The 24,659-nt window shown below is 70.7% G+C and carries 20 protein-coding genes; 14 read left to right on the top strand and 6 right to left on the bottom strand.

Going from position 1 to position 24,659, the window contains the following annotated elements; translation table 11 throughout:
* Positions 1-43: 43 nt before the first annotated feature.
* Positions 44-229: a 50S ribosomal protein L28 gene (gene rpmB, locus BN159_RS13800; RefSeq protein WP_003993230.1), complete on the bottom strand. Its 186-nt coding sequence runs from the start codon at positions 227-229 to the stop codon at positions 44-46.
* A gap of 280 nt (positions 230-509) precedes the next feature.
* Here rpmB and BN159_RS13795 point away from each other — a divergent pair, with 280 nt between their 5' ends.
* On the top strand, positions 510-2,174 hold the full coding sequence (locus BN159_RS13795; protein ID WP_015657597.1) for a DAK2 domain-containing protein: 1,665 nt from the start codon (positions 510-512) through the stop codon (positions 2,172-2,174).
* 7 nt (positions 2,175-2,181) lie between these two features.
* On the opposite strand, the gene BN159_RS13790 is transcribed toward BN159_RS13795, so the two are convergent.
* Positions 2,182-5,109, bottom strand: a complete 2,928-nt coding sequence (locus BN159_RS13790; RefSeq protein ID WP_015657596.1) for a hypothetical protein — start codon at positions 5,107-5,109, stop codon at positions 2,182-2,184.
* Positions 5,109-6,941 (bottom strand): HSP90 family protein, encoded by a 1,833-nt coding sequence (locus BN159_RS13785; RefSeq protein ID WP_015657595.1) that lies wholly within the window; start codon positions 6,939-6,941, stop codon positions 5,109-5,111. Before BN159_RS13785 ends, BN159_RS13790 begins: the two co-directional genes overlap by 1 nt.
* 188 nt (positions 6,942-7,129) lie before the next feature.
* Between BN159_RS13785 and recG the strand changes: the two genes are divergently transcribed.
* The 8 genes from recG to mutM all read left to right on the top strand — a co-directional run bounded on the left by recG (position 7,130) and on the right by mutM (position 14,265).
* On the top strand, positions 7,130-9,343 hold the full coding sequence (gene recG / locus BN159_RS13780) for an ATP-dependent DNA helicase RecG (RefSeq protein ID WP_041819252.1): 2,214 nt from the start codon (positions 7,130-7,132) through the stop codon (positions 9,341-9,343).
* Positions 9,344-9,384: 41 nt separating this feature from the next.
* Positions 9,385-9,972 (top strand): 16S rRNA (guanine(966)-N(2))-methyltransferase RsmD, encoded by a 588-nt coding sequence (gene rsmD, locus BN159_RS13775; protein WP_015657593.1) that lies wholly within the window; start codon positions 9,385-9,387, stop codon positions 9,970-9,972.
* A gap of 26 nt (positions 9,973-9,998) precedes the next feature.
* Entirely contained in the window at positions 9,999-10,478 is a 480-nt protein-coding gene (coaD, locus tag BN159_RS13770; RefSeq protein ID WP_041819249.1) for a pantetheine-phosphate adenylyltransferase, read from the top strand.
* A gap of 58 nt (positions 10,479-10,536) precedes the next feature.
* Positions 10,537-11,568: a hypothetical protein gene (locus tag BN159_RS13765; protein WP_015657591.1), complete on the top strand. Its 1,032-nt coding sequence runs from the start codon at positions 10,537-10,539 to the stop codon at positions 11,566-11,568.
* A gap of 132 nt (positions 11,569-11,700) precedes the next feature.
* Positions 11,701-12,351: a YceD family protein gene (locus BN159_RS13760; protein ID WP_015657590.1), complete on the top strand. Its 651-nt coding sequence runs from the start codon at positions 11,701-11,703 to the stop codon at positions 12,349-12,351.
* A gap of 2 nt (positions 12,352-12,353) precedes the next feature.
* Positions 12,354-12,527 (top strand): 50S ribosomal protein L32, encoded by a 174-nt coding sequence (rpmF, locus tag BN159_RS13755; RefSeq protein WP_015657589.1) that lies wholly within the window; start codon positions 12,354-12,356, stop codon positions 12,525-12,527.
* 7 nt (positions 12,528-12,534) lie between these two features.
* Positions 12,535-13,326 (top strand): ribonuclease III, encoded by a 792-nt coding sequence (gene rnc / locus BN159_RS13750; protein ID WP_015657588.1) that lies wholly within the window; start codon positions 12,535-12,537, stop codon positions 13,324-13,326.
* A 78-nt stretch (positions 13,327-13,404) separates the two neighbouring features.
* Positions 13,405-14,265, top strand: coding sequence for a bifunctional DNA-formamidopyrimidine glycosylase/DNA-(apurinic or apyrimidinic site) lyase (gene mutM, locus BN159_RS13745; RefSeq protein WP_015657587.1), 861 nt, complete (start codon positions 13,405-13,407; stop codon positions 14,263-14,265).
* On the opposite strand, the gene BN159_RS13740 is transcribed toward mutM, so the two are convergent.
* Together BN159_RS13740 and BN159_RS13735 are read right to left on the bottom strand one after the other, a co-directional pair.
* A complete protein-coding gene (locus BN159_RS13740) occupies positions 14,238-14,639 on the bottom strand; it encodes a winged helix-turn-helix transcriptional regulator (RefSeq protein WP_015657586.1) in 402 nt (133 codons plus the stop codon). The genes mutM and BN159_RS13740 overlap by 28 nt on opposite strands.
* Before the next feature lie 57 nt (positions 14,640-14,696).
* A complete protein-coding gene (locus BN159_RS13735; RefSeq protein WP_015657585.1) occupies positions 14,697-15,815 on the bottom strand; it encodes a CAP domain-containing protein in 1,119 nt (372 codons plus the stop codon).
* A 162-nt stretch (positions 15,816-15,977) separates the two neighbouring features.
* Here BN159_RS13735 and BN159_RS13730 point away from each other — a divergent pair, with 162 nt between their 5' ends.
* The 4 genes from BN159_RS13730 (at position 15,978) to BN159_RS13715 (ending at position 22,214) form a co-directional block, all read left to right on the top strand.
* Positions 15,978-16,259 carry an acylphosphatase gene (locus tag BN159_RS13730; RefSeq protein WP_015657584.1) on the top strand — a complete coding sequence of 94 codons (282 nt, stop codon included), beginning with the start codon at positions 15,978-15,980 and terminating at the stop codon, positions 16,257-16,259.
* 377 nt (positions 16,260-16,636) lie between these two features.
* A complete protein-coding gene (locus BN159_RS13725) occupies positions 16,637-16,840 on the top strand; it encodes a hypothetical protein (RefSeq protein WP_009327638.1) in 204 nt (67 codons plus the stop codon).
* A 228-nt stretch (positions 16,841-17,068) separates the two neighbouring features.
* Positions 17,069-20,653 carry a chromosome segregation protein SMC gene (gene smc / locus BN159_RS13720; RefSeq protein WP_015657583.1) on the top strand — a complete coding sequence of 1,195 codons (3,585 nt, stop codon included), beginning with the start codon at positions 17,069-17,071 and terminating at the stop codon, positions 20,651-20,653.
* 145 nt (positions 20,654-20,798) lie between these two features.
* Positions 20,799-22,214: a sugar porter family MFS transporter gene (locus BN159_RS13715; protein WP_015657582.1), complete on the top strand. Its 1,416-nt coding sequence runs from the start codon at positions 20,799-20,801 to the stop codon at positions 22,212-22,214.
* Between the two features lie 94 nt (positions 22,215-22,308).
* Here BN159_RS13715 and BN159_RS13710 read toward each other — a convergent pair whose 3' ends face one another.
* Positions 22,309-23,277 carry an LLM class flavin-dependent oxidoreductase gene (locus BN159_RS13710; RefSeq protein WP_015657581.1) on the bottom strand — a complete coding sequence of 323 codons (969 nt, stop codon included), beginning with the start codon at positions 23,275-23,277 and terminating at the stop codon, positions 22,309-22,311.
* Between the two features lie 103 nt (positions 23,278-23,380).
* Between BN159_RS13710 and ftsY the strand changes: the two genes are divergently transcribed.
* Complete coding sequence (gene ftsY, locus BN159_RS13705; protein WP_015657580.1) at positions 23,381-24,592, top strand: signal recognition particle-docking protein FtsY; 1,212 nt, start codon at positions 23,381-23,383, stop codon at positions 24,590-24,592.
* Positions 24,593-24,659 lie beyond the last annotated feature (67 nt).

Genomic DNA, 24,659 nt, shown 5'->3' with positions numbered 1-24,659 from the left:
CTCAGTGCAGCGAACCAGCAGTGGCCGCGCGCTCAGCGATATGTCAGCGCGAGACCTTGCCGGCCTTGATGCACGAGGTGCAAGCGTTCACGCGCTTCGGCGTCCCGCCGACCACGGTACGGACGCGCTGGATGTTCGGGTTCCAGCGGCGGGACGTACGGCGGTGCGAGTGCGAGATGTTGTTGCCGAAGCCCGGCCCCTTGCCGCAGACGTCGCAGTTGGCAGCCACGGGTCACTCCAAAGACTTCAGATGCACTTACGGTTGATCCCGGCAGGCCGGGATCGAGATCGCAGGATCAGAGATCTGAGTGGCGTTGCCAGGGGAATGGCCCGATCTGGATCGGGCAACCGGAGCAGCATACAACGGCTGCGCCAGTAGAACGAAACTACCATGCCTGCTCAGGGGACCGCTCCCGGCCCTCTTCCGGTGGACCCGGCCCCTGGGTCTACGCTGCGTCCCACGGTCGGCAGCTCCGTCGGCGGCTCGTCGGCAGGTCAAGGAGGCGCAGGTGGCGCAGGTGCCGCAGACATTCTTCGATGCTCTCGCGGTACGCACCTGGTGCGGCCTCGCGCTGGAAGCGCTCGGTCGCGCGCGCGAGGAGATCGACGCGATCAACGTCTACCCCGTGGCCGACGGGGACACCGGCACGAACCTGTATCTGACCGTGGAGTCGGCGGCGGCGGCCGTGGACGCGGTGTTCATCGGCCACGAGGCGGGCTCCCAGGGCGCCGGACCCGCCCTGCCCTCCCTCGCCGACGCCGTCCGCGCGATGGCGCACGGCGCGCTCATAGGGGCACGCGGGAACTCCGGGACGATCCTGGCGCAGCTGCTGCGGGGCATGGCCCAGGTGCTGGCCGCCGACAGTGACACGTCTCACGCCGACGCGAGCGGACTCCGGCTCGCCCTGCGGCAGGCCGCCGACGCCGCCCGCCAGGCCGTCGCCCACCCCGTCGAGGGCACGGTCCTCACCGTCGCCTCGGCCGCCGCCGAAGCGGCCGACGGTGCGGAGGGCGACTGCGGGACCGTCGCGCGGGCCGCCTACGAAGGCGCGCGCGCCGCCCTCGCAGTCACTCCGCACCAGCTCGCCGTGCTGGAGCGCGCGGGGGTCGTGGACGCCGGGGGGCGAGGGCTCGTCACGGTACTCGCGGCGCTGGTGGAGACGTTCACGGGGGAGAAGCCCGTTCTTACGGCCCTCCACGCGCACGTGGCGCTCGACAGCCCCGGTGACTGTGCGTCCCCGGAGGGGGCCGGCCCCGCCTTCGAGGTGATCTACCTCCTGGAGGCCGAGGACGCGGCCGTGGCCCGGCTGCGGGAGCGGCTCGACGGGCTCGGGGACTCACTGGTCGTGGTCGGCGGGGACGGCCTGTGGAACGTCCATGTGCACGTCGACGACGCCGGTGCCGCCGTGGAGGCGGGCGTCGAGGCGGGACGACCGTACCGGATCCGGATCACGCACTTCGGCGCCGGGGACGTGCACACCACCGGCGCGGAGCGGCCGCCCCGGGAGCGCGCCCAGCGTGCGGTCGTGGCCGTCGTGCCGGGCCCCGGCCTGGCCGGGCTCTACACCGAGGCCGGTGCCACCACCGTGCTCGCGCGCCCCGGGGAGCCGCCCGCGAGCGGGGAGCTGGTGCAGGCCGTACGGCGGGCCCACGCGCGGGAGGTCGTGCTGCTGCCCAACGACGCGGACCTGCGGCACACCGCGGCCGCGGCCGCGGAGCAGGCCCGCGCGGAGGGCATCCGGGTCGCGCTGATCCCCACCCGGTCCGCGGTCCAGGGGATCGCCGCGCTCGCCGTGCACGAGCCCGAGCGCCGCTTCGACGAGGACGTCGTGGCGATGACCTCGGCGGCCGGCGCCACCCGCTACGCCGAGGTCGCCGTCGCCGAACGCCAGTCCTGGACCATGGCCGGGATCTGCCAGGCCGGGGACGTCCTCGGCCTCATCGACGGCGATGTCGCCGTGATCGGCGCGGACGTCACCGCCGCCGCCGAGACCGTCCTGGACCGCATGCTCGCGGCCGGCGGCGAGCTGGTCACCCTCGTCCTCGGCGACGAGGCGCCCGACGGGATCGCCGAGCACCTCGAAGCGCGGGTGCGGGAGTCCTACCTCGCCGTGGACACCGTGGTGTACCGGGGCGGGCGGCAAGGGGCACTGCTGCTCATCGGGGTCGAGTAGCGGGCGGTCAGTCCTCCTCGACCGTCTCCAGGAGCTGCTCCGCCTCCGCGCGCCGCTCCTCGGCCACCGCGTCCTCCTCGTCCGCGTCCGCGTACGCCGCGAGCACCGCACGCGCGTGTGCCTCCGCCTCCGCCGGGCGGCCCAGGTCCGCGGCCAGCCAGCCCGCGGCCAGTTCGGCGCCGGTGCGGGCGTGCCGGCCGTCGTCCCCGAGCGTCGCGAACACCGTGACCGCCTCGGCCATCCGGGCCAGCGCGGCGTCCAGAGCGGACCGGATCGAGTCGTCCGCGTCGTCCTCGGCCGCGGAACGGGCGAGCAGGTCGCCGAACTGGCGGTGGGTGTGGCCCAGCTCGGCGGTGAGCCGGGCGCGCGTCTCCTCGTCGGGCGCCTCCTCCAGCGCCGCCACGCACTCCCGGACCGCGGTCGACATCAACTCCCGCGCGGGATCCGCGCCGTCCTCCGCACGCAGCGCGAGCCACGCGCGGGCGCGCAGCGAGCGCACCAGACCGTGGATGTTGCCCAGCTCGCGCCACAGGTCGCCCGCGCGCGTGTAGGCCCGGTCCGCCTCCTCGTGCAGCCCCGCCTGCCCGAGGGACTCGGCGGCGAGATGCGCCAGCGTCGCGTGATCGTGCTGCTCGGGCCAGTGCCGGGCGATCTCCGCCGCCTGAAGCCGCCGTTCGGCCGCCTCCCGGTGCTCGCCCAGCTCGCTCAGACAGTCACCGAGCCACCACTGCGTCTGGACGACCGCCCCGTCGCCGTGCGTCTCCGCGCTCAGGTCCGGCAGCGCCGACTCCAGCACCTCGGCGGCCTCCGCCCAGCGCCCCTGCCGCAGCAGGAACCCGCCGAGCTGATGCCGTGCCCAGGCGCCGAGCGTCGGACCCTCGCCCGCCTCGTCGGCCCAGTGCGCCGCCTCCAGGGCGTGCTCGGCGGCCTCGTCGGACAGGCCCCGGCCGCCCAGGACCTCGGCGAGCTGGAGATGCAGCTGCGCCCGGCCCGGCGCCTCCAACTGCGCTCCGCCGTGCTCCAGGGCCGCCCGCAGCGCCCGCTCCGCCTCCGCCGTGTCGCCCAGGTGGTGGGCGAGCCCGGCCAGCCGCGCCTCGTACTCCACCGCGAACCACGGCAGCCCCGCCCCGACGAAGGCCGCCGAGGCCCGCGCGAACAGCCGCGCGGCGCCCGCCACATCGCCCGAGAGCGCCGCCAGCTCGGCGAGCATCGCCTGCGCCTCGGCGGACCGTGCGGCGAGCCGTACGTCGTCCCCGGTACGCCCGTCCACCAGCGCCAGCACCTCCCGCGCCGCCGCATCCGCCGCGCCCACGACCGCCGGGGCCACCGGCTCGTCGGCCGCGTGAACCTGCCGCATCAGCACCCGGGCCCGGCCCATCAGCACCGCCGCCGTCTGCCGCAGACCCGTGCCGGACTCGGCGTACAGCGCGAGCACCTCGTCGTAGGGCTCGCCGACTCCCGCGAGAGCCTCCTCCAGGCGGCCGGTCAGGGCTCGGACGTACGCCGCACGCGTGCGTGCCGCCAGTGCCTCGCCCGGGTCGCCCGCCTCGGCGTACAGCTCCGCCGCCCGCTCGAACAGCTCGACGCCCTCGGGACCGAGCTCCATGGCCCGGTGATCCATGATCTCCGCGCGGTCCCGCGGGTCCAGCTCGGCGCCCTCGGCGGCCCGCGCCACGTCCGCCCACGCCTCGACGGCGTCCGGCTGCAATGTGTCCGACAGCCGCCGGGCCTCGGCCAGCAGGGTCGGCAGATCCGCCTCCACGGGCTCATCCTGCGCCGGAACCTCCGGCACCGGAACAGGGCCGGAAGCCGCCGTGCCACGCGCCGAGCGCACCCCGAGCGGCAACCGCTCCACCAGCGGTTCCTGCGTCATGCGCGCGCGTGCCAGCTCGCTCACCCGCGCGGTGCCGTTGCGCGCGTCGAACCGTCCGGCCAGCTCCAGCGCCTCCGCACGCGCGTGTGCGGCCAGTTCCCGCGCCGTCCAACTGCGCCCTGTCGGCCCCGGCACCCGCTGCCCGCCCAGCCCGAGACCCGTCAGCCGCTCCATGAGCAGCGTCACCACGGACAGGAACTCCAGCCTGCTGCGCGGATGCCCGGTGTCGGTGAAGTACGCCGGCCGCTCCGCGAGCAGCTCGAGACCGCGTGCCTCGTTGCCCGTCAGCGCGCAGAACTCGACATGGTCCGCGTACGCCCCGCGCATGCTCTCCATGGGCCGCACCAACCGGAAACCGCGCAGATGGTGGGCGCGCGCCTCGTCCACACGGTCGAGACGCAGCAGCGGCACGAGGGAGGAGGCGAACGCCGTGTGCGGCTCGTGGGCGCAGGTGAACTCGCCCTCCAGGACGGGCCGCCACAGCTCCAGCGCCCGCTCGTCCCGGCCGCACTCCGCCTGCCACCAGCCCTGCCCGTGCAGCTCGCAGGCGGGACAGTCGGCCATCGCGTCCCGGTCGGCGGCCAGCCACGCCGCGTACGCCCGCTCGGCGCGCGGTACGTCCCCGACGTGCGCGGCCACACTGAACTCACTGCTGCGCACGGCACGTTCGGAGTGCCCGGCGAGCCGGTAGCGGTGCTCCATCTCGCCGAGCCACTTCTCTATGGAGGCCAGCGGCACGTGCGGTTGGTCGAGCATGCCGGACGTCATCCACTTGAACACCCAGTGCAGGGAGTGCGCCTCCTGTGCGTCGAAGTCCCCCGGCTGCTCGTCCCACATGCGCAGCAGCCGCGCGAACGGGACGAACATCTTGTCCTTCTCGGAGCTGTAGTTGTAGACCGTGAGCTGGTGCCCGAGCGCCTCGATCACCGCGAGAGGCACGCCCAGTTTCTCGGCCTCGGCGAGCAGTTGCTCCGCGCGCGCGTTGCGGGCCGGGCCCTCCGGCAGCTCGGCGTTCTCCGCCATCGCCCGGCGCAGCGCGTCGAAGTCCGTGATCCCGGTCATCAGCGACCCTCCTCGCCGTTCGTGGCCCACTCCAGCAGAGCGATGAAGGCCCGGTTCAGCAGCGCCGAGTCCGCGGGCCTGAGCGGCCGCTGCGCCATCAGCAGGGCCTGTCCGTACAGGGACTCGGTGGCGGTGCCGATCAGTTCCGCGTCGCCCACGGAACTGATCCGCCGGATCAGCGGGTTGAGGTGGTTGAGCACCAGACGCGCGCGGGGCGCGCCGCCGCGCAGCGAGCCCAGGATGCCCGCCCACAGGTCGTCCGCCTGCTCCTCCGCCGCTGCCCGCGCCTGCTCGTGCCGGGCCGCCCGGTCGTCCAGGTGCAGCGCGGGCACCGACAGCGGATGGAAGGCCCGCAGGACCACATCGCAGCCCAAGGGGTCCAGCTTGGCCCGCGCCGCCGCAAGGAAGCCGGACAGCGCCAGCTCCTCGGCCGGGTCGACGGAGTCCAGATGCGCGGTCACGGTGTCCGCGTCCAGCTCGGCCACGACCGTCCCCGGACGGACCGAGGGCAGCGCCTCGACCAGTTCGCTGTCGTACGTGTAACCGCCGTTGATCACCCCGATGCCCTGCGCGGACGCGATCGGCGCGACCTGCCGGTACTCCTCGACGGTCCGCGTGAAGTGCACCACCGGGTGCCGCTGCGCGAACTCCTCCAGCGACAGCCGCCCGTCGGTCGTCTCGAACGGCAGCCACGGCAGCATCGTGCGCAGCATCTCCTTGTCGTGCCGCGCCAGGGACTTCACGCCCAGGTGGTGCACCGACAGGAAGGCCGCAAGACGTTCCGGATCACCGGCCGCAAGCCCGGTCAACCAGGAGCGAATCCTTTCGCCGAGCGCTTCCCGTACGGCCGCCAGCGTCTCGTCCTCGTACAACGCCTCGCGCGACGCGGTGGGCCGCAGACTGTCCGTGTCGAGCACACAGCGCACGAAGAACGCCCAGTCCGGCAGCAGCTGTTCGGCCCGCTCGGTCAGCAGCATGCCCTTCAGGTGCACCCGGTGACCGGCCCGCTGGGCCGGGCTGACCGCCGACGGCAGCACATACGCCACCCCGCGGATCCCGGCCAGCGGAACGTTCAGCCCGATCGAGTCCAGCGGAGTGAACCCGAACAGGTCATGACAGTGCCGGGCCAGCGCCACCCGCCGGTTCGCGGGCGAGGGATAGGCCCGGTCCCAGGGTGCCGGGAGATCGGTGACCTCCTCCTCGTCCACCCGCACGTCGTACGGCAGCAGCGAGCCGAAGTCCCGGGCCAGCGTGAGCACCCGCTCCCGCGCCAGCCACTCCCCGGCACCGGCCCGCGCCACCAGATGCACGGTGGTGCCCGGCTCGGGCCGCTCGGCGTCCGGCAGCGTCCGCACGGTGTACGAACCATCGTCCGTCGCCGTCCACTCCACCGGTGGCGCGTCCGGCGTACGGGCGCTGCGGCTGACCACCCGGATCCGCTCGGCGACCACGAAACAGGCCAGCAGACCGATGCCGAACTGGCCGAGGAAGTCCGAGCGGGCCGCCTGAAGACCGTCCGCCCGTTTGGAACTGCGGCCGATCGTCGCCAGCAGACTGTGCACATCGGACTCGGTCAGCCCGATACCGGAGTCCTCCACCCGCAACCCGCCGCCGTCGGAATCGACGTACAGCCGCACCCGTGCCGGGGCGTCCGGCTGTTCGGCCCGACGGGCGGTGATGGCGTCCACGGCGTTCTGAAGCAGCTCGCGCAGGTAGACCTTCGGACTGGAGTAGAGGTGATGGGAGAGCAGGTCCACCAGGCCGCGCAGGTCGACCTGGAACGTATGAGGTGACTGGGGTGCCTGGGATGACTGTGAGGTCTGGGAGTCCATCGTCGCTGCGCCGGTGGGGGGAGTGCGTCGGCGCGGGGTCGGGCGGTCCGTGTGAGGCGATGACCGCGAGGGATGGCCGTAGGACGCGTCATCCTAAGCCCCAACCAGCCGTCTGACCAGGGCTTTCCTCGGACTTTACGGTGATGGCGGGCAGGAGGTCTGCGACGATGTCAGTGGCGTGGTGTGCAATGGATCTCGTGCCCGCACTGCAAGAACCACTCCAGCAGCCACTGAAGTCGGTGCTCGGCCCCGCCACCGCGAAGGTGATGGCCGAGCACCTCGGCCTGCACACCGTCGGCGACCTCCTGCACCACTACCCGCGCAGATACGAGGAGCGCGGCCAGCTCACGCACCTCGCCGACCTCCCCATGGACGAGCACGTCACGGTGGTCGCCCAGGTCGCCGACGCCCGGCTGCACACCTTCGCCTCCGCCAAGGCCCCGCGCGGCAAGGGCCAGCGCCTGGAAGTCACCATCACCGACGGCAGCGGCCGACTCCAACTGGTCTTCTTCGGAAACGGCGTTCACAAGCCCCACAAGGAACTCCTGCCGGGCACACGCGCGATGTTCGCGGGCAAGGTCTCCGTCTTCAACCGCCGCCTCCAGCTCGCCCACCCCGCCTACGAACTCCTGCGCGGCGACGGCGAGGAGACGGTCGAGACCTGGGCCGGCGCCCTGATCCCGATCTATCCCGCCACCGCCAAACTGGAGTCCTGGAAGATCGGCAAGGCGCTCCAGACGGTCCTCCCGACATGCCTGGAAGCGGTCGACCCCCTCCCGGACAGCCTCCGCGAGGGCCGCGGCCTCGTCCCGCTCCCCGAGGCCCTGGAGAAGATCCACCGCCCGCACACCAAAGCCGACATCGAGGACGCCCGCGCCCGCCTGAAATGGGACGAGGCCTTCGTCCTCCAGGTAGCCCTCGCCCGCCGCCGCCACGCGGACGCCCAACTCCCCGCAGTGGCCCGCAAACCGAAGCCGGACGGCCTCCTGACAGCCTTCGACGACCGCCTCCCCTTCACCCTCACCGAGGGCCAGCAACGAGTCACGGGCGAGATCTTCACCGACCTGGCGACCGAGCACCCGATGCACCGGCTGTTGCAAGGAGAAGTCGGATCGGGAAAGACGATGGTGGCGCTCCGGGCCATGCTCGCCACCGTCGACGCAGGTGGCCAGGCCGCCATGCTGGCGCCCACCGAAGTGCTGGCCCAGCAGCACCACAGGTCGGTCGTCGAGATGATGGGGGAGCTGGCCGAGGGCGGCATGCTGGGCGGGGCCGAGCAGGCGACCAAGGTGGTGCTGCTGACCGGTTCCATGGGCGCCGCGGCCCGGCGGCAGGCGCTGCTCGATCTGGTGACCGGAGAGGCCGGGATCGTCATCGGGACCCATGCGCTGATCGAGGACAAGGTCCAGTTCCACGACCTCGGACTCGTCGTCGTCGACGAGCAGCACCGCTTCGGGGTCGAACAGCGCGACGCCCTGCGGGGCAAGGGCAAACAGCCGCCCCATCTGCTCGTCATGACGGCCACCCCCATCCCGCGCACGGTCGCGATGACCGTCTTCGGCGATCTGGAGACCTCCGTCCTCGACCAGCTCCCGGCCGGGCGTTCACCGATCGCCAGCCATGTCGTCCCGGCCGCGGACAAACCGCACTTCCTCGCGCGTGCCTGGGAACGGGTGCGCGAGGAGGTCGAGAACGGCCATCAGGCGTACGTCGTCTGCCCCCGCATCGGGGACGAGGAGGACGACCCCAAGAAGGCCCGGAAGTCCGCCGAGGACGAGGCCGAGAAGCGCCCGCCGCTCGCCGTCCTGGAGGTGGCCGACCAACTCGCCAAGGGCCCGCTCGCCGGCCTCGAGGTGGAGGTCCTGCACGGCCGTATGCACCCCGACGACAAGGACGCGGTCATGCGCCGGTTCGCCGCCGGAGAGACGGACGTCCTGGTCGCCACCACCGTCATCGAGGTCGGCGTCAACGTCCCCAACGCCACCGCCATGGTGATCATGGACGCCGACCGCTTCGGCGTCTCCCAGCTGCACCAGCTGCGCGGCCGGGTCGGCCGTGGCTCGGCGGCGGGCCTGTGCCTGCTGGTCACCGAGATGCCGGAGGCCAGCGCGGCCCGCCAGCGCCTCAATGCCGTGGCCGCCACCCTCGACGGCTTCGAACTCTCCCGCATCGACCTGGAACAGCGCCGCGAGGGCGACGTCCTCGGCCAGGCCCAGTCCGGCGCCCGCACCAGCCTCAGGATGCTGGCGGTCATCGAGGACGAGGAGATCATCGCGGAGGCGAGGGAGGAAGCGACGGCTGTGGTGGCGGCGGATCCGGAGCTGAAGAACCTTCCGGGCCTGAAAACAGCCCTGGACGCCCTCTTGGACGAGGAGAGAGAGCAGTACTTGGAAAAGGGGTGAGCCACAATGAACCTGAAGCCGCTCACGACGAAGGACCAAAGATGACCCGCGTGATCGCCGGCGCAGCCGGCGGCCGTCGCCTGGCCGTCCCGCCAGGGAACGGCACCCGCCCGACCTCCGACCGCGCACGCGAAGGTCTCTTCTCCACCTGGCAGTCCCTCCTCGGCGGCCCGCTGGACGGCGAACGAATCCTCGACCTCTACGCGGGCTCGGGCGCAGTCGGCCTCGAAGCCCTGTCCCGCGGCGCGAGCCACACCCTCCTCGTCGAGGCGGACGCGAGAGCCGCCCGCACCATCCGCGAGAACGTCAAAAGCCTCGGCCTCCCGGGCGCCGAGGTGAGATCGGGCAAAGCCGAACAGGTCATCCAGACCCCGGCGCCGACCGAGCCGTACGACCTCGTCTTCCTGGACCCCCCGTACGCCGTCACGGACGACGATCTTCGGGAGATTCTCCTCACACTCCGCACCCAGGGCTGGCTCGCGAAGGACGCGCTCGTCACCGTGGAGCGCAGCACCAGAGGCGGCGAATTCCGGTGGCCGGACGGTTTCGAAGCGATCCGGGCCCGTCGCTACGGCGAGGGAACGTTTTGGTACGGTCGCGCCGCCTCAACGTGCGAAGACGCACGATGACCGGACCGGAGAGCGAGGAACCTCAAGTGCGCCGTGCCGTCTGTCCCGGGTCGTTCGACCCGATCACCAATGGACATCTCGACATCATCGCCCGCGCCTCCAGGCTGTACGACGAGGTGTACGTCGCGGTGATGATCAACCAGTCCAAGAAGGGCCTGTTCGAGGTCGAGGAGCGCCTCGAACTGATCCGCCGGGTCACCGCCGAGTACGGCAACGTGAAGGTCGAGGCCTTCCACGGGCTCCTCGTCGACTTCTGCAAGCAGCGCGACATCCCCGCCATCGTCAAGGGCCTGCGCGCGGTCAGCGACTTCGACTACGAGCTCCAGATGGCCCAGATGAACAACGGCCTCTCGGGCGTCGAGACCCTCTTCGTCCCGACCAACCCGACCTACAGCTTCCTGTCCTCCTCGCTCGTCAAGGAGGTCGCGACCTGGGGCGGCGACGTCTCGCACCTGGTCCCGCCGGCCGTGCTGGAAGCCCTGAACGAGCGGCTGCACAAGGACTGATGGGGCTACAGTCGTCCCGTCCGTCTCCAACACAGCTGTAGAGAGTGGCGAGCACACGGTGGACGTGCAGAAGAAGCTCGACGAGATCGTCGCGGCGGTCTCCAGTGCCCGGTCGATGCCGATGTCGGCCTCGTGCGTGGTCAACCGCGCCGAGCTGCTCTCGCTGCTCGAAGAGGTCCGCCAGGCCCTGCCGGGCTCCCTCGCGCAGGCCCAGGAGCTGATCGGCGACCGTGAGCAGATGGTCGAGCAGGCCCGTCAGGAGGCCGAGCGGATCATCCAGGGCGCGCACGCCGAGCGCGGCTCGCTGATCTCCGACACCGAGGTCGCCCGCCGCTCCCAGGCCGAGGGCGACCGCATCCTCGCCGAGGCCCGCAAGGAGGCCGAGGACGTCCGCGCCGAGGCCGACGACTACGTCGACTCCAAGCTCGCCAACTTCGAGGTCGTGCTCACCAAGACCCTCGGCTCCGTCGGCCGGGGCCGCGAGAAGCTCCTCGGCACCGGCCCGGGCGTCGACGAGCAGGGCTACGAGGACGAGGACGCCCCCGAGCGCAGCCACGACCCCGAGACCCTGCGCCGTACCGCCGACGAGTACGTCGACGTCAAGCTCGGCGCCTTCGAGGCGGTGCTCGCCAAGACGCTGGAGGCAGTCGGCCGCGGCCGCCAGAAGCTGCACGGCCGGATCGCCACCGACGACCTCGGCGCCCTCGGCGACGACCTCAGCACCGTCCAGCACTCCAGCGACGCCGACTATCTCGCCGACCTGGCGGCCCTGGCCGAGCAGGACGCCCCGGCCCCGCAGCGGCAGCAGCCCGAACAGCCGGAGTACGCCCCGCAGCAGCCGTCGTACGACCCCTACGGCGGCTACCAGCAGCCTGCCTACGCCCAGCAGGACCCGTACGGCTACCAGCAGGCCGACCCTTACGCCTACCAGGGCTACGACGCCCAGCAGCCGTCGTACGACCCGAACCAGCAGGCGCAGCAGGCCCAGCAGCCCCAGCAGGGGTACGCCCTGGACGAGACCAGTCTCTTCGACACCAGCATGATCAGCGCGGAGCAGTTGCGGGCCTACGAGCAGGGCCGCGGCCAGTAGGGGATCCGCCGGATTGGGCTGTGAGCGAATGGTCCAGTATCCTGGCTCTTCGGTCGCGCGTACGTCCGCGATCAACGCTGCCCGGGGACACCGAGGGCAGTGTCCCTCTGAGCTAGAAGATCGAAAGCAGGAATGGCTCTGAACGCCCGCCTCGACCACCGCAACCCTCTCGTGTTCGACACACACGAGCTGGGGCGGCGTCCTGGCGCGCTCCAGCGCCTGAACCGCTCGATCGACGCGCCCAAGGACCTCGGTCTGAAGGACGTCATCGAAGTGCCGCAAGGCGCCCCGATGGAGCTCGACCTCCGCCTTGAGTCGGTCATGGAAGGGGTGCTTGTCACAGGCACCGCCCGTGCACAGGCCAAGGGGGAGTGCGTAAGGTGTCTGGAGCCGCTTCAGCTCGACGTCGAAGCGGACTTCCAGGAGATGTTCTCGTACCCCGACGCCGACGAGCGGGGCCGCCCCAAGGCGGAGCCCGACGACGACGCCGAGGAGGACGAGGACAGGCTCTTCATCGAGGACGGCCTGTTCGACCTCGAACCCGTGCTGCGCGATGCGGTGGTGCTCGCACTGCCGATGCAGCCGGTGTGCCAGGAAGACTGCCCGGGTTTGTGCGCCGAGTGCGGCGTGCGCCTCGCGGACGACCCGGACCACCACCATGACGCCGTCGACATCCGTTGGGCGGCATTGCAGGGACTCGCCGGTTCACTCGGAGACGGCGAGAAGGACGAGATGAGCGGCGCCGAAGCGGAAGCGGGCGTCGACGAGAAGCAGGAGAAGTAGCCGTGGCTGTTCCGAAGCGGAAGATGTCGCGCAGCAACACGCGCCACCGCCGGTCGCAGTGGAAGGCTGCGGTCACCCCCCTGGTTGCGTGCGAGCGCTGCCACGAGCCCAAGCAGCAGCACATCGCGTGCCCGTCTTGTGGCACCTACAACAAGCGCCAGGTCCTCGAGGTCTGAGCGGCTGGTGAGAGGCACTGTGTCCACGCCGAAGAAAAACTCTGCGGAGACCACGGCCTCGTCCCACACGCTGTTGGAAGGGCGGCTCGGCTACAAGGTCGAGTCCGCCCTTCTGGTGCGTGCGCTGACCCACCGTTCGTACGCGTACGAGAACGGCGGTCTGCCGACCAACGAGCGCCTGGAGTTCCTCGGGGACTCCGTCCTCGGCCTCGTGGTCACGGACACGCTGTACCGCACCCACCCCGATCTGCCCGAGGGCCAGCTGGCCAAGCTGCGGGCCGCGGTGGTGAATTCGCGTGCGCTGGCGGAGGTCAGTCGCGGACTCGACCTGGGTTCCTTCATCCGGCTCGGCCGTGGTGAAGAGGGCACGGGCGGCCGGGACAAGGCGTCCATCCTCGCCGACACCCTGGAAGCGGTGATCGGCGCGGTCTATCTCGACCAGGGCCTGGACTCTGCGGGGGAGCTGGTGCACCGCTTGTTCGACCCCCTGATCGAGAAGTCCTCGAATCTCGGAGCCGGCCTGGACTGGAAGACCAGTCTCCAGGAGCTCACCGCGACCGAGGGGCTCGGTGTGCCCGAGTACCTGGTCACGGAGACCGGCCCCGATCACGAGAAGACCTTCACTGCTGCCGCCCGCGTCGGAGGCGTCTCGTACGGCACCGGCACCGGCCGCAGCAAGAAGGAGGCGGAGCAACAGGCCGCCGAGTCCGCCTGGCGGTCCATCCGGGCCGCGGCGGACGAGCGCGCCAAGAAGGCAGCCGCGGAAGCGGACGCCGACGAAGCCTCCGCCTCCGCCTGAACGAGCAGCAACCCGAGCGCCCGCACCCGTACCCGGGGCGGGCGCTCGGCTCATACACCGGCTTGTACGGGGGATGCCATGCCCGAGTTGCCCGAGGTCGAGGTCGTCCGGCGCGGTCTGGAACGCTGGGTCGCCCATCGCACCGTCGCCGACGCCGAGGTGCTGCACCCGCGGGCGGTCCGCCGCCACATCGCGGGCGCCGACGACTTCACGCACCGTCTCAAGGGCCACCGCATCGGCGTTCCGAGCCGCCGCGGCAAGTATCTGTGGCTGCCGCTCGAGGACACCGGCCAGTCGGTCCTGGCCCACCTCGGCATGAGCGGTCAGCTGCTGGTGCAGCCGCACGAGGCCCCGGCCGAGAAGCATCTGCGCATCCGGGTCCGCTTCGCCGACGACCTCGGCACCGAACTGCGGTTCGTCGACCAACGCACCTTCGGCGGACTGTCGTTGCACGACAACACCCCCGACGGACTGCCCGACGTCATCGCGCACATCGCCCGCGACCCGCTGGACCCGCTCTTCGACGACGAGGCGTTCCACCAGGCGCTGCGCCGCAAGCGGACCACGATCAAACGGGCCCTGCTCGACCAGTCGTTGATCAGCGGCGTCGGCAACATCTATGCGGACGAGGCCCTTTGGCGCACGCGCCTGCACTACGACCGCCCGACGGCGACCTTCATCCGCCCGCGCAGCCTCGAACTCCTGGGCCACGTAAGGGATGTGATGAACGCGGCCCTCGCGGTGGGCGGCACCAGCTTCGACAGCCTGTATGTCAACGTCAATGGCGAGTCGGGCTACTTCGACCGGTCCCTGGACGCGTACGGCCGTGAGGGTCTGCCGTGCAAGAGGTGCGGTACGCCGATGCGCCGACGGCCGTGGATGAACCGGTCGAGCTACTTCTGCCCGAAGTGTCAGCGGGCGCCGCGGGTTTCGTCGTAGCGTCCGCGTGCCGCGAGCACCTCGTCCATGCGGCCCTCCAGGAAGTGGATGAGGCCGAGCAGCCGGGTGGCCACCTCGTGGCCCAGCGGTGTCAGCTCATAGTCCACCCGGGGCGGGTTCGTCGGCTGGGCCTCGCGCAGCACCAGCCCATCCCGCTCCAGCGCGTGCAGCGTCTGCGACAGCATCTTCTCGCTCACGCCGTCGATGCGCCGACGCAGCTCGTTGAAGCGCAGCGATCCGTCGGACAGAGCGCCGAGCGTGAGCGAGCCCCAGCGACCGGTGACGTGCTCCAGCGTGCCGCGCGAGGGGCACACCTTCGCGAACACGTTGTACGGCAGGTCCTGCTCCGCCGTGCGCTCCTGTGCGATGTCCATGCTTGAAGCGTACTCGCAGACAGCGCTGACCTGTGGATTGCGCTGACCAGAAGAAAGTCAGTAGCCGAAGTTCTGCGTCCACCAAGGGCCGCCGGAGGCCATGTGGACGCCGACTCCCAGGGTCTTGAAGTCGCAGTTCAGGATGTTGGCTCGGTGGCCGGGGCTGTTCATCCAGGCGTCCATGACCGCGGCCGCGTCGGCCTGGCCGCGGGCTATGTTCTCGCCGCCGAGGTTGGTGATGCCGGCCTTCGCGGCACGGTCCCAGGGGCTGGAGCCGTCCGGGTCGGTGTGGTCGAAGAAGCCCCGCTCCGCCATGTCCTCGCTGAACGCGGAGGCCAGCTCGGCGAGCGAGCTGTTGGCGGCGACGGCACTGCAACCGACCTTCGCCCGCTCCTCGTTGACCAGCCGCAGGACCTCGGCCGCGGCGGCGGCCTCCTCCGTGAGCGTCACCGGGGCGCTGGGCTTCTCCGGCGCCTTGGTGGTGGCCTTCGACGGCGGCGTGTTGGTCTTCGGCTTCTTGCTGGGCGTGGCCGTCGGCTTCTTCGACGGGGTCTTCGTCGGCGCGGGTGCGGAGGTCGACGGCGCCGCCGATGGCGACACGGACCGCTCCTGGTCCCGGCTGGCCGGGGTGCTGTCGTCGCGGTTCTCCGCGCTGCCCGAGGTGCCGCCCTGCTCACTCGGCGAGCTGGTCGGCGAGTCGGCGGCCTGCACCTTGTCGCTGCTGCCGCCGCCGAGGGTGTAGTTGTCCCCGCCGGGCAGTACGCCGGTGGCGACCGCGACGGTGCCGATGGCCACCGCGGCGGAGACCCCGAGGAGCCCGGTGCGCACCGGAGTGACGGCCTTCTTCTTCTTGCGGCGGTTCGGCCGCCCGCGCTCGGAGCCGTCAGCGGGGGTGAAGCCCTCGCTCGCGAAGAAGGCGGTGTCCGACTCGGGGGCGTAGTCCCCGCCGTAGCCGTCGCCCGTGAAGAGATAGGCCTCGGTCGTCGCGTAGGCACCGGCGTACGCGTCCTGGTGGAGATAGGGGGCGATGCCCACCGTCTCGTCCGGGCGCGAGTGTCGGTCCGGGTACGAGTCCCGGGAGTCGTGGCTCCACTGAGCGGAACCGTCTGTGTGGTTGACCCCCGTGGCGCGGCTCGTGGCGGCGCGGCCGGCGGCGTGGCGTCGGTGGCGTCCCATGTCCTGGCCTTCCTCGTCCGTGCGGTCGACCCGTTTCCCCCGGTGATCAACCAACTCACCCGATCGAGTGAGTTTCATATGAGATTCATTGGGTGGGGACGGTACCGCATGGCGCTGGGTGTGGAAGTGCCCAGTGAGACATTGGGCGGTTAGGTTGCACCCATGAGCGAGGATGTTCGGTTGGTGGCCTGGGTGCGTGGACGCGTCCAAGGTGTGGGTTTTCGCTGGTTCACACGTGCCAAGGCACTGGAGATCGGCGGCCTGAGTGGTTTTGCTCTCAATTTGGACGACGGACGCGTCCAAGTGGTCGCAGAAGGCCCGCGCCCGGGTTGTCAGGGACTCCTCGACTGGCTCGAGGGGGACGACACGCCCGGCCGCGTGGAGGGCGTCACCGAGATCTGGGACACACCTCGCGGGGGATACGACGGCTTCGCCATCCGGTGATTCCGGCGTACCGCACGACCCCTCCCGAGCGGCGGACCATGCCACCGGAACCTGCCCCGAAGAGAAAGGTCCAGGTGGTTGCCGAGAAACGCTTGCGCTGGCACGCTCCGCAGTGAAGGATGATCGCCACGCCCTCAGGGCCCCGCAGGAGTCGCAGCGCCGCCGATCAGGCCGCGCGCCCCCGGGATGCCGTCAATACGGGGCGTGATCGTGTTGACCGTCAAACTTTTTGGTGAGACGCTGAAAGCCCCGCGCACCTTAGCTGTTTGGCATGTAAGAACGGCAGCAAGAACTCAAGAGTGCCAAGCACCGTGGGTGCGAATCCCTCACGACCCACACCGCTTCGGTCGGTCACTCAGTGTGGAGGACCATCCATCATGGCAAAGGCGCTTCTCGGTTACGTCGGCGGCTCCGACCCTCGACTCCTCGCCGAGATGCGACGGCTCCAGCAGCGCGTACAGGACCTGGAATCCGAGCTGGTACGGATCCAGGCGGAGAATGACGCGCTGACGGCTGCCGCTTCTCACGACAGTCTCATGGAGAGCATCGACGCACACCAGGCGGAGCCTGCGCTCACCTGATCGCTGCACTGCTCCACAACAGCACACGCGGCGGTTGGGCTGCCCGTATCAACCGCTAAGTTGTCAGAAGTTGCAAGGGACGCTTCGGCGTCCCTTCTTTCTTGCCCCCGCGAATCTTTCCCCCGCGCATCCTTTCAGTCTCTTTAACGTCTGGTGTGCCCTGCGCGTTCATGGGCGAAACCGCGGGTTCATGGAGTGAGACATCCCCGGAAGGTAGAGTCCAGCGGCGTGCACCTCAAGGCCCTGACCCTCCGCGGGTTCAAGTCGTTCGCATCGGCGACCACACTCCGGTTCGAGCCGGGTATCACGTGTGTCGTCGGACCGAACGGCTCGGGCAAGTCCAATGTCGTGGACGCGCTCAGCTGGGTCATGGGCGAACAGGGCGCGAAGTCGCTGCGCGGCGGCAAGATGGAGGACGTCATCTTCGCCGGCACCACCGGGCGCCCACCGCTCGGCCGCGCCGAGGTGTCGCTGACGATCGACAACTCCGACGGCGCGCTGCCCATCGAGTACGCCGAGGTGACGATCACCCGGATCATGTTCCGCAACGGCGGCAGCGAGTACCAGATCAACGGCGACACCTGCCGCCTCCTCGACATCCAGGAGCTGCTCTCCGACTCCGGCATCGGCCGCGAGATGCATGTCATCGTCGGCCAGGGCCAGCTCGACTCCGTGCTGCACGCCGACCCGATGGGCCGCCGCGCCTTCATCGAGGAGGCCGCGGGCGTCCTCAAGCACCGCAAGCGCAAAGAGAAGGCGCTGCGCAAGCTCGACGCGATGCAGGCCAACCTCGCGCGCGTGCAGGACCTCACCGACGAACTCCGCCGCCAGCTCAAGCCCCTCGGCCGCCAGGCGGCGGTAGCGCGCCGGGCCGCCGTCATCCAGGCCGACCTGCGCGACGCCCGCCTCCGCCTGCACGCCGACGATCTCGTACGGCTGCGTGAGGCGCTCCGGACAGAAGTCGCCGACGAGGCCGCCCTGAAGGAACGCAAGGAAGCCGCCGAACAGGAGCTGAAGAAGGCGCTCCAGCGCGAGGCGCTCCTGGAGGACGAAGTCCGGCAGCTCGCGCCCCGCCTCCAGCGCGCCCAGCAGACCTGGTACGAGCTCTCCCAGCTCGCCGAGCGGGTCCGCGGCACCGTCTCCCTCGCCGACGCGCGCGTGAAGAGCGCGACCTCCGCCCCGCCCGAGGAGCGCCGCGGCCGTGACCCCGAGGACATGGAGCGGGAGGCCGCGCGGATCCGTGAGCAGGAAGCCGAGCTGGAGGCGGCCCTGGAGGCGGCCGAGCACGCCCTGGAGGACACGGTCGCCCATCGCGCCGAGCTGGAGCGTGAACTCGCCCTCGAAGAACGGCGTCTGAAGGACGTCGCCCGCGCCATCGCCGACCGCCGTGAAGGTCTGGCCCGTCTGAACGGCCAGGTCAACGCGGCCCGTTCACGCGCCGCCTCCGCCCAGTCCGAGATCGACCGCCTGGCCTCCGCCCGGGACGAGGCCCAGGAGCGGGCCGTCGCCGCCCAGGAGGAGTACGAGGCCCTCAAGACCGAGGTCGACGGCCTCGACGCCGACGACGCGGAACTGGCGGAGCAGCACGACGTGGCGAAGGTGGCGCTGGCCGAGGCGGAGACGGCGCTCACGGCGGCCCGCGAAGCGGCCACGGCAGCGGAACGCAAGCGCGCCGCGACCCAGGCCCGCCACGAGGCGCTGGCACTGGGCCTGCGCAGGAAGGACGGCACGGGCGCGCTGTTGGGCGCGAAGGACCGGCTGACGGGGTTGCTCGGCCCGGCAGCGGAACACCTCACGATCACCCCGGGCTACGAGGTACCGCTGGCGGCGGCTTTCGGCGCGGCGGCGGACGCCATCGCCGTAACCTCACCCGCAGCAGCCGCGGAGGCGATCCGGCTGCTGCGGAAGCAGGACGGAGGGAGGGCGTCACTTCTCCTGTCGGGGGCACCGGAATCGCCGGTAAGGGGCGCGGGGAACTGCGCGACCAGCCACGACGAACCCGCACCCGCCGGACGGCATCACGCGGCAGATCTGGTCCGCGCCCCCTCCGACCTCATGCCCGCCGTAAGACGCCTACTCCACGGCATCGTCGTCGTAGGCACCCTCGAAGACGCCGAAGACCTCGTCTACACCCACCCCCACCTCACCGCCGTAACCGCAGAAGGCGACCTGCTCGGCGCCCACTTCGCCCACGGCGGCTCCGCAGGCGCCCCCAGCCTCCTCGAAGTACAGGCCTCCGTGGACGAGGCAGCGGCCGAGCTGGAAGAGCTGGCCGTGAGGTGTGACGAACTCACGGCGGCGCAGCAAGAGGCAGGCGAGCGACGCAAAGAGACCGCCGCCCGAGTCGAAGAACTGGCCGACCGCCGCCGCGCAGCGGACCGCGAGAAGTCGGCCGTGGCCCAGCAGCTGGGCCGGCTCGCCGGACAGGCACGAGGCGCCGCAGGAGAAGCGGAACGCTCAGTCGCGGCGACCGCGCGGGCGCAGGACGCGCTGGACAAGGCCCTGGAAGAGGTCGAGGTCCTCGCCGAGCGCCTCGAAGTCGCCGAGGAGATGCCGGTCGAGGAGGAGCCCGACACCTCCGTCCGCGACCGCCTCGCCGCCGACGGTGCGAACGCCCGCCAGACCGAGATGGAGGCCCGCCTCCAGGTCCGTACGCACGAGGAACGGGTCAAGGGCCTCGCGGGACGGGCCGACTCCCTCGACCGCGCCGCCCGCGCCGAACGCGAGACACGCGCGCGTGCCGAGCAGCGGCGGGCGCGGCTGCGGCACGAGGCCGCCGTGGCGGAAGCCGTCGCGTCCGGCGCCCGGCAACTCCTCGCGCACGTGGAGGTCTCCCTCACCCGTGCCGAGGAGGAGCGCACCGCCGCGGACGCGGCGAAGGCCATAAGAGAGCAGGAGCTGACCGCCGCCCGGAACGCCGGCCGCGACCTCAAGGCCGAACTCGACAAGCTGACCGACTCCGTGCACCGCGGAGAGGTGCTCGGCGCCGAGAAGCGGATGCGGATCGAGCAGCTGGAGACCAAGGCGCTGGAGGAGCTCGGCGTGGAGCCGGCCGGGCTCGTCGAGGAGTACGGCCCCCATCAGCTCGTACCGCCCTCGCCGCCCGCCGAGGGCGAGGAGCTGCCGGAGGATCCCGAGCATCCGCGCAACCGTCCGAGGCCGTTCGTGCGCGGCGAGCAGGAGAAGCGGCTGAAGGCGGCCGAGCGGGCGTACCAGCAGCTCGGCAAGGTCAATCCGCTCGCGCTGGAGGAGTTCGCCGCGCTGGAGGAGCGCCACAAGTTCCTCAGCGAGCAGCTGGAGGACCTGAAGAAGACCCGCGCCGATCTGCTCCAGGTCGTCAAGGAGGTCGACGAGCGGGTCGAGCAGGTCTTCACCGAGGCCTACCGGGACACCGCCCGGGAGTTCGAGGGCGTCTTCAGCCGGCTGTTCCCGGGTGGCGAGGGGCGGCTGGTGCTGACCGACCCCGACAACATGCTCACCACGGGCGTGGATGTCGAGGCGCGTCCGCCGGGCAAGAAGGTCAAGCGGCTGTCGCTGCTCTCGGGTGGCGAGCGCTCACTGACCGCCGTGGCGATGCTGGTGTCGATCTTCAAGGCGCGACCCAGCCCGTTCTACGTCATGGACGAGGTCGAGGCGGCCCTCGACGACACCAATCTCCAGCGGCTGATCCGCATCATGCAGGAGCTCCAGGAAGCCTCCCAGCTGATCGTGATCACCCATCAGAAGCGCACGATGGAGGTCGCCGATGCGCTGTACGGCGTCTCCATGCAGGGCGACGGGGTGTCGAAGGTCATCAGCCAGCGCCTGCGCTGAGCACCAAAACCGTATCTTCAAGTCTTGAACACAAAAACTTCTCACGTCTCCTGTCATGCCTCGAAACTCACAGGCAATGAACTATTGACTTCGAAACTTGAAGGCATAGGGTCTGCAACGTTGCTTTCATCTTCAGGAGTACGACGTGACCAGCACAGCGCAGGCGCCCCAGTCAGGAGCGAAGGCGACGCACCCCGAGCACCTCGGGCACGTCGTCTTCATCACCGCCGCGGCCGCCATGGGCGGCTTCCTCTTCGGCTATGACAGCTCCGTCATCAACGGGGCCAACGGCGGTATACAGGACCGGTTCGACCTCAGCTCCGGCGTCACCGGCACCGTCGCCGCCAGCGCCCTGCTCGGCAGCGCCCTCGGCGCGGCGATCGCCGGCCGGATCGCGGACCGGATCGGCCGTATCCGGGTCATGCAGATCGCGGCGGTGCTGTTCGCCGTGTCGGCCGTCGGCTCCGCCCTTCCGTTCGCCGCCTGGGACCTCGCCGCCTGGCGTGTGCTCGGCGGTATAGCCATCGGTATGGCCTCGGTCATCGGCCCCGCCTACATCGCCGAGGTCGCCCCGCCGGCCTACCGGGGCAGGCTCGCCTCGTTCCAGCAGGCCGCCATCGTCATCGGCATCGCCGTCTCCCAGCTCGTGAACTGGGCCATCCTCAACATGGCCGACGGTGAGGAGCGCGGGAAGGTCGCGGGCCTGGAGTCCTGGCAGTGGATGCTGGGCGTGATGGTCGTACCGGCCCTGGTCTACGGCCTGCTGTCCTTCGCCATCCCGGAGTCCCCGCGCTACCTGATCAGCGCCGGCCGTCTCGACGACGCCAAGAAGGTGCTCGCCGACGTCGAGGGCGACATCGACCTCGACGCCCGGGTCGCCGAGATCGACCAGGCCATGCGCAGCGACCACAGGTCGACGTTCCGGGACCTGCTGGGCGGGAAGTTCGGCCTGCTGCCGATCGTCTGGATCGGTATCGGTCTCTCCGTCTTCCAGCAGCTGGTCGGCATCAACGTCATCTTCTACTACTCGAACCTGCTGTGGCAGTCCGTCGGCGTCGACCCGTCGAGCTCGTTCTTCTACTCGTTCGAGACCTCGATCATCAACATCATCGGCACCGTGATCGCGATGATCTTCGTCGACCGCATCGGCCGCAAGCCGCTCGCCCTGATCGGCTCGGTGGGCATGGGCATCTCGCTGGCGGCCGCCGCCTGGGCCTTCTCCTACCAGAACGGCAACGACCCGCTGCCCACCGCGCAGGGCGCCGTGGCGCTGATCGCCGCCAACGCGTTCGTGCTCTTCTTCGCCCTGTCCTGGGGTGTCGTGGTCTGGGTCATGCTCGGCGAGGTCTTCCCGAACAAGATCCGCGCCGCCGCCCTCGGTGTGGCCGCCTCGGCCCAGTGGATCGCCAACTGGGTCATCACGATCACCTTCCCGGACCTGGCGGACTGGAACCTGTCGCTCACCTACGTCATGTACGCGGTGTTCGCCTTCCTCTCCATCCCCTTCATCCTCAAGTTCGTGCCCGAGACCAAGGGCAAGAAGCTGGAGGACATGGGCTGACCCTCCGCAGGGAGCCCCCCGGACGCGGGGAGAAGGGCCAAGTCCCCGCTGCCCCTCTCCTCGTACTTGTAAGACACGTACTGCCTCGGCTCGGTCAGGAGAGCCGGGGCAGTACGTCTTCGCACAGCAGCCGCAGACTGCGCCAGCCCTCCTCGACCGGCATCCCTCCGCACAGCGGATGCAGCACCAGGTTGTCCAGCCCCAGGTCCACGCACTGCCCGGGCGTCAGCACCCGGTACACGCCCTCCGAGCGCAACTCCTCGACCGTGCCCGCCGCCGACCGGACCGCCGAGCGGATGTCGCCCGACTGCCAGGAGGCGTACGTCCGCGCCTCGTGCAGGAAGTGCTCGCCGTACCGCGCCCAGGTCCGGTCCGGGTCCTCGGCGATGTGCAGCAGCGGAGTCTCGGCGGCCGGCATCATCGTCCAGCCCTCGGTGCCGTACTCGATGAGCCGCTCCTTGTAGTACGCCTCCAGCTCCGGCAGATGCGCGCTGGGGAAGAACGGCAGGCCCAGGCGGGCGGCCCGGCGTGCGGCGGCCTTCGAGGAGCCGCCGACCAGCAGCAGCGGGTGCGGCTCGGTGAAGGGGCGCGGGGTGACCCGTACGGTACGGCCGCGGTACTCGAACTCCTCGCCGGTCCAGGCCTTCAGCACGGTCTCCAGCAGTTCGTCCTGGAGCCGGCCGCGCCGCTTCCAGTCCACGTCGAAGAGGGCGTACTCCTCGGGGCGGTACCCGATCCCGGCGACCGTCACCAGACGGCCGGCGCTGATCAGGTCCAGTACGGCGATGTCCTCGGCGAGACGCAGCGGGTCGTGCAGCGGGCCGATGATCGCGGAGACCGTGACCGCGAGACGCTTCGTCGCGCCGAAGACCGCCGCCGCGAAGGCGAACGGCGACGGCAGCCAGTTGTTGTCGACGCCGTGGTGCTCCTCGGTCTGGACCGTGGTGATGCCGTGCTCGTCGGCGTACGCGGCCATCTCCAGGGCGGTCCGGTAGCGGGCGGCGAGCGAGGCGGGGGTGGCGCCGGGCTCGACGAGATTGAAGCGGACGACCGTGACGGGCATGGGGGTCCCCCTTCACCGGGCGGGTGGGGGAGGAGATTAGCTGACGGTGTGTCAGACATCCAGAGGGGTGTCGCCGCACTCCATGGCTGATACTGGACGGGTTATGGACATCGTCATCCTTGCTGTAGTCATCGCCGTGGTCGTGCTCGGCGCGCTCGGCGGGCTCGTCGTCGGCAGCCGGCGCAAGAAGCAGCTGCCCCCGCCGCCCCCCGCAGCGCCCGACCTCACCGCCCCTCCGGCCGAGCCGCACGTCGGCGACGAGGCCGAGACGCCGCGCGACGAACCGCGCCGGACGATAGAGGAGGTGGACCTTCCCGACGGCTCGGCCCCGGCCGCCGTCGAGGAACCGCCCGTAGTCGAAGAGCTCCCGCCGGCCGAGATCGAGGTCCCGGAGCCCACCGCGGGCCGCCTGGTCCGGCTCCGCGCCCGTCTGTCCCGCTCCCAGAACGCCCTCGGCAAGGGCCTGCTCACGCTGCTCTCGCGCGAGCATCTGGACGACGACACCTGGGAGGAGATCGAGGACACGCTGCTCACCGCCGATGTCGGTGTGCTGCCCACCCAGGAGCTGGTCGAGGGCCTGCGCGAGCGGGTCAAGGTGCTCGGCACCCGGACCCCCGCCGAGCTGCGCGGCCTGCTGCGCGAGGAGCTGCTCAAGCTGGTCGGCACCGATCTGGACCGGACCGTGAAGACCGAGCCGGAGGACCGCAAGCCCGGCATCGTGATGGTCGTCGGCGTCAACGGCACCGGCAAGACCACCACCACCGGCAAGCTGGCCCGGGTCCTGGTCGCCGACGGCAACACCGTCGTCCTGGGCGCCGCCGACACCTTCCGGGCCGCCGCCGCCGACCAGCTCCAGACCTGGGGCGAGCGGGTCGGCGCCCACACCGTGCGCGGTCCGGAGGCCGGTGACCCCGCCTCCGTCGCCTTCGACGCGGTGAAGGAGGGCAAGGAGATGGACTGCGACGTCGTCCTCATCGACACCGCGGGCCGACTGCACACCAAGACCGGGCTCATGGACGAGCTGGGCAAGGTCAAGCGGGTCGTGGAGAAGCACGCGCCGCTCGACGAGGTGCTCCTCGTCCTGGACGCGACGACCGGACAGAACGGTCTGGTGCAGGCCCGGGTGTTCGCCGAGGTCGTGGACATCACCGGCATCGTCCTGACCAAGCTGGACGGTACGGCGAAGGGCGGCATCGTGATCGCCGTGCAGCGCGAGCTGGGCGTGCCGGTCAAGCTGATCGGTCTGGGCGAGGGCCCGGACGATCTGGCGCCGTTCGAGCCGGAGGCGTTCGTGGATGCGCTTATCGGAGAGTGACAAACGCTGTCGCGAAGAAGCGCCCGCCCCAAGGTCCAGTTGGTGGCGGGCGCTTTGCTGTGTGCTG

This window comes from Streptomyces davaonensis JCM 4913 (assembly GCF_000349325.1).
Taxonomy (GTDB): Bacteria; Actinomycetota; Actinomycetes; order Streptomycetales; family Streptomycetaceae; genus Streptomyces; species Streptomyces davaonensis.
This window is presented reverse-complemented; position numbering and strand designations above follow the sequence as displayed.

What these genes read in the sequence shown, in the direction of transcription:
- recG (WP_041819252.1), top strand. Translation starts at nt 7,130, where the DNA reads ATGGATCTCGTGCCCGCACTGCAAGAACCACTCCAGCAGCCACTGAAG.
- BN159_RS13740 (WP_015657586.1), bottom strand. Translation starts at nt 14,639, where the DNA reads ATGGACATCGCACAGGAGCGCACGGCGGAGCAGGACCTGCCGTACAAC.
- BN159_RS13725 (WP_009327638.1), top strand. Translation starts at nt 16,637, where the DNA reads ATGGCAAAGGCGCTTCTCGGTTACGTCGGCGGCTCCGACCCTCGACTC.
- BN159_RS13735 (WP_015657585.1), bottom strand. Translation starts at nt 15,815, where the DNA reads ATGGGACGCCACCGACGCCACGCCGCCGGCCGCGCCGCCACGAGCCGC.
- ftsY (WP_015657580.1), top strand. Translation starts at nt 23,381, where the DNA reads ATGGACATCGTCATCCTTGCTGTAGTCATCGCCGTGGTCGTGCTCGGC.
- BN159_RS13760 (WP_015657590.1), top strand. Translation starts at nt 11,701, where the DNA reads ATGGCTCTGAACGCCCGCCTCGACCACCGCAACCCTCTCGTGTTCGAC.
- BN159_RS13710 (WP_015657581.1), bottom strand. Translation starts at nt 23,277, where the DNA reads ATGCCCGTCACGGTCGTCCGCTTCAATCTCGTCGAGCCCGGCGCCACC.
- BN159_RS13730 (WP_015657584.1), top strand. Translation starts at nt 15,978, where the DNA reads ATGAGCGAGGATGTTCGGTTGGTGGCCTGGGTGCGTGGACGCGTCCAA.
- mutM (WP_015657587.1), top strand. Translation starts at nt 13,405, where the DNA reads ATGCCCGAGTTGCCCGAGGTCGAGGTCGTCCGGCGCGGTCTGGAACGC.
- rsmD (WP_015657593.1), top strand. Translation starts at nt 9,385, where the DNA reads ATGACCCGCGTGATCGCCGGCGCAGCCGGCGGCCGTCGCCTGGCCGTC.
- BN159_RS13785 (WP_015657595.1), bottom strand. Translation starts at nt 6,941, where the DNA reads ATGGACTCCCAGACCTCACAGTCATCCCAGGCACCCCAGTCACCTCAT.
- BN159_RS13790 (WP_015657596.1), bottom strand. Translation starts at nt 5,109, where the DNA reads ATGACCGGGATCACGGACTTCGACGCGCTGCGCCGGGCGATGGCGGAG.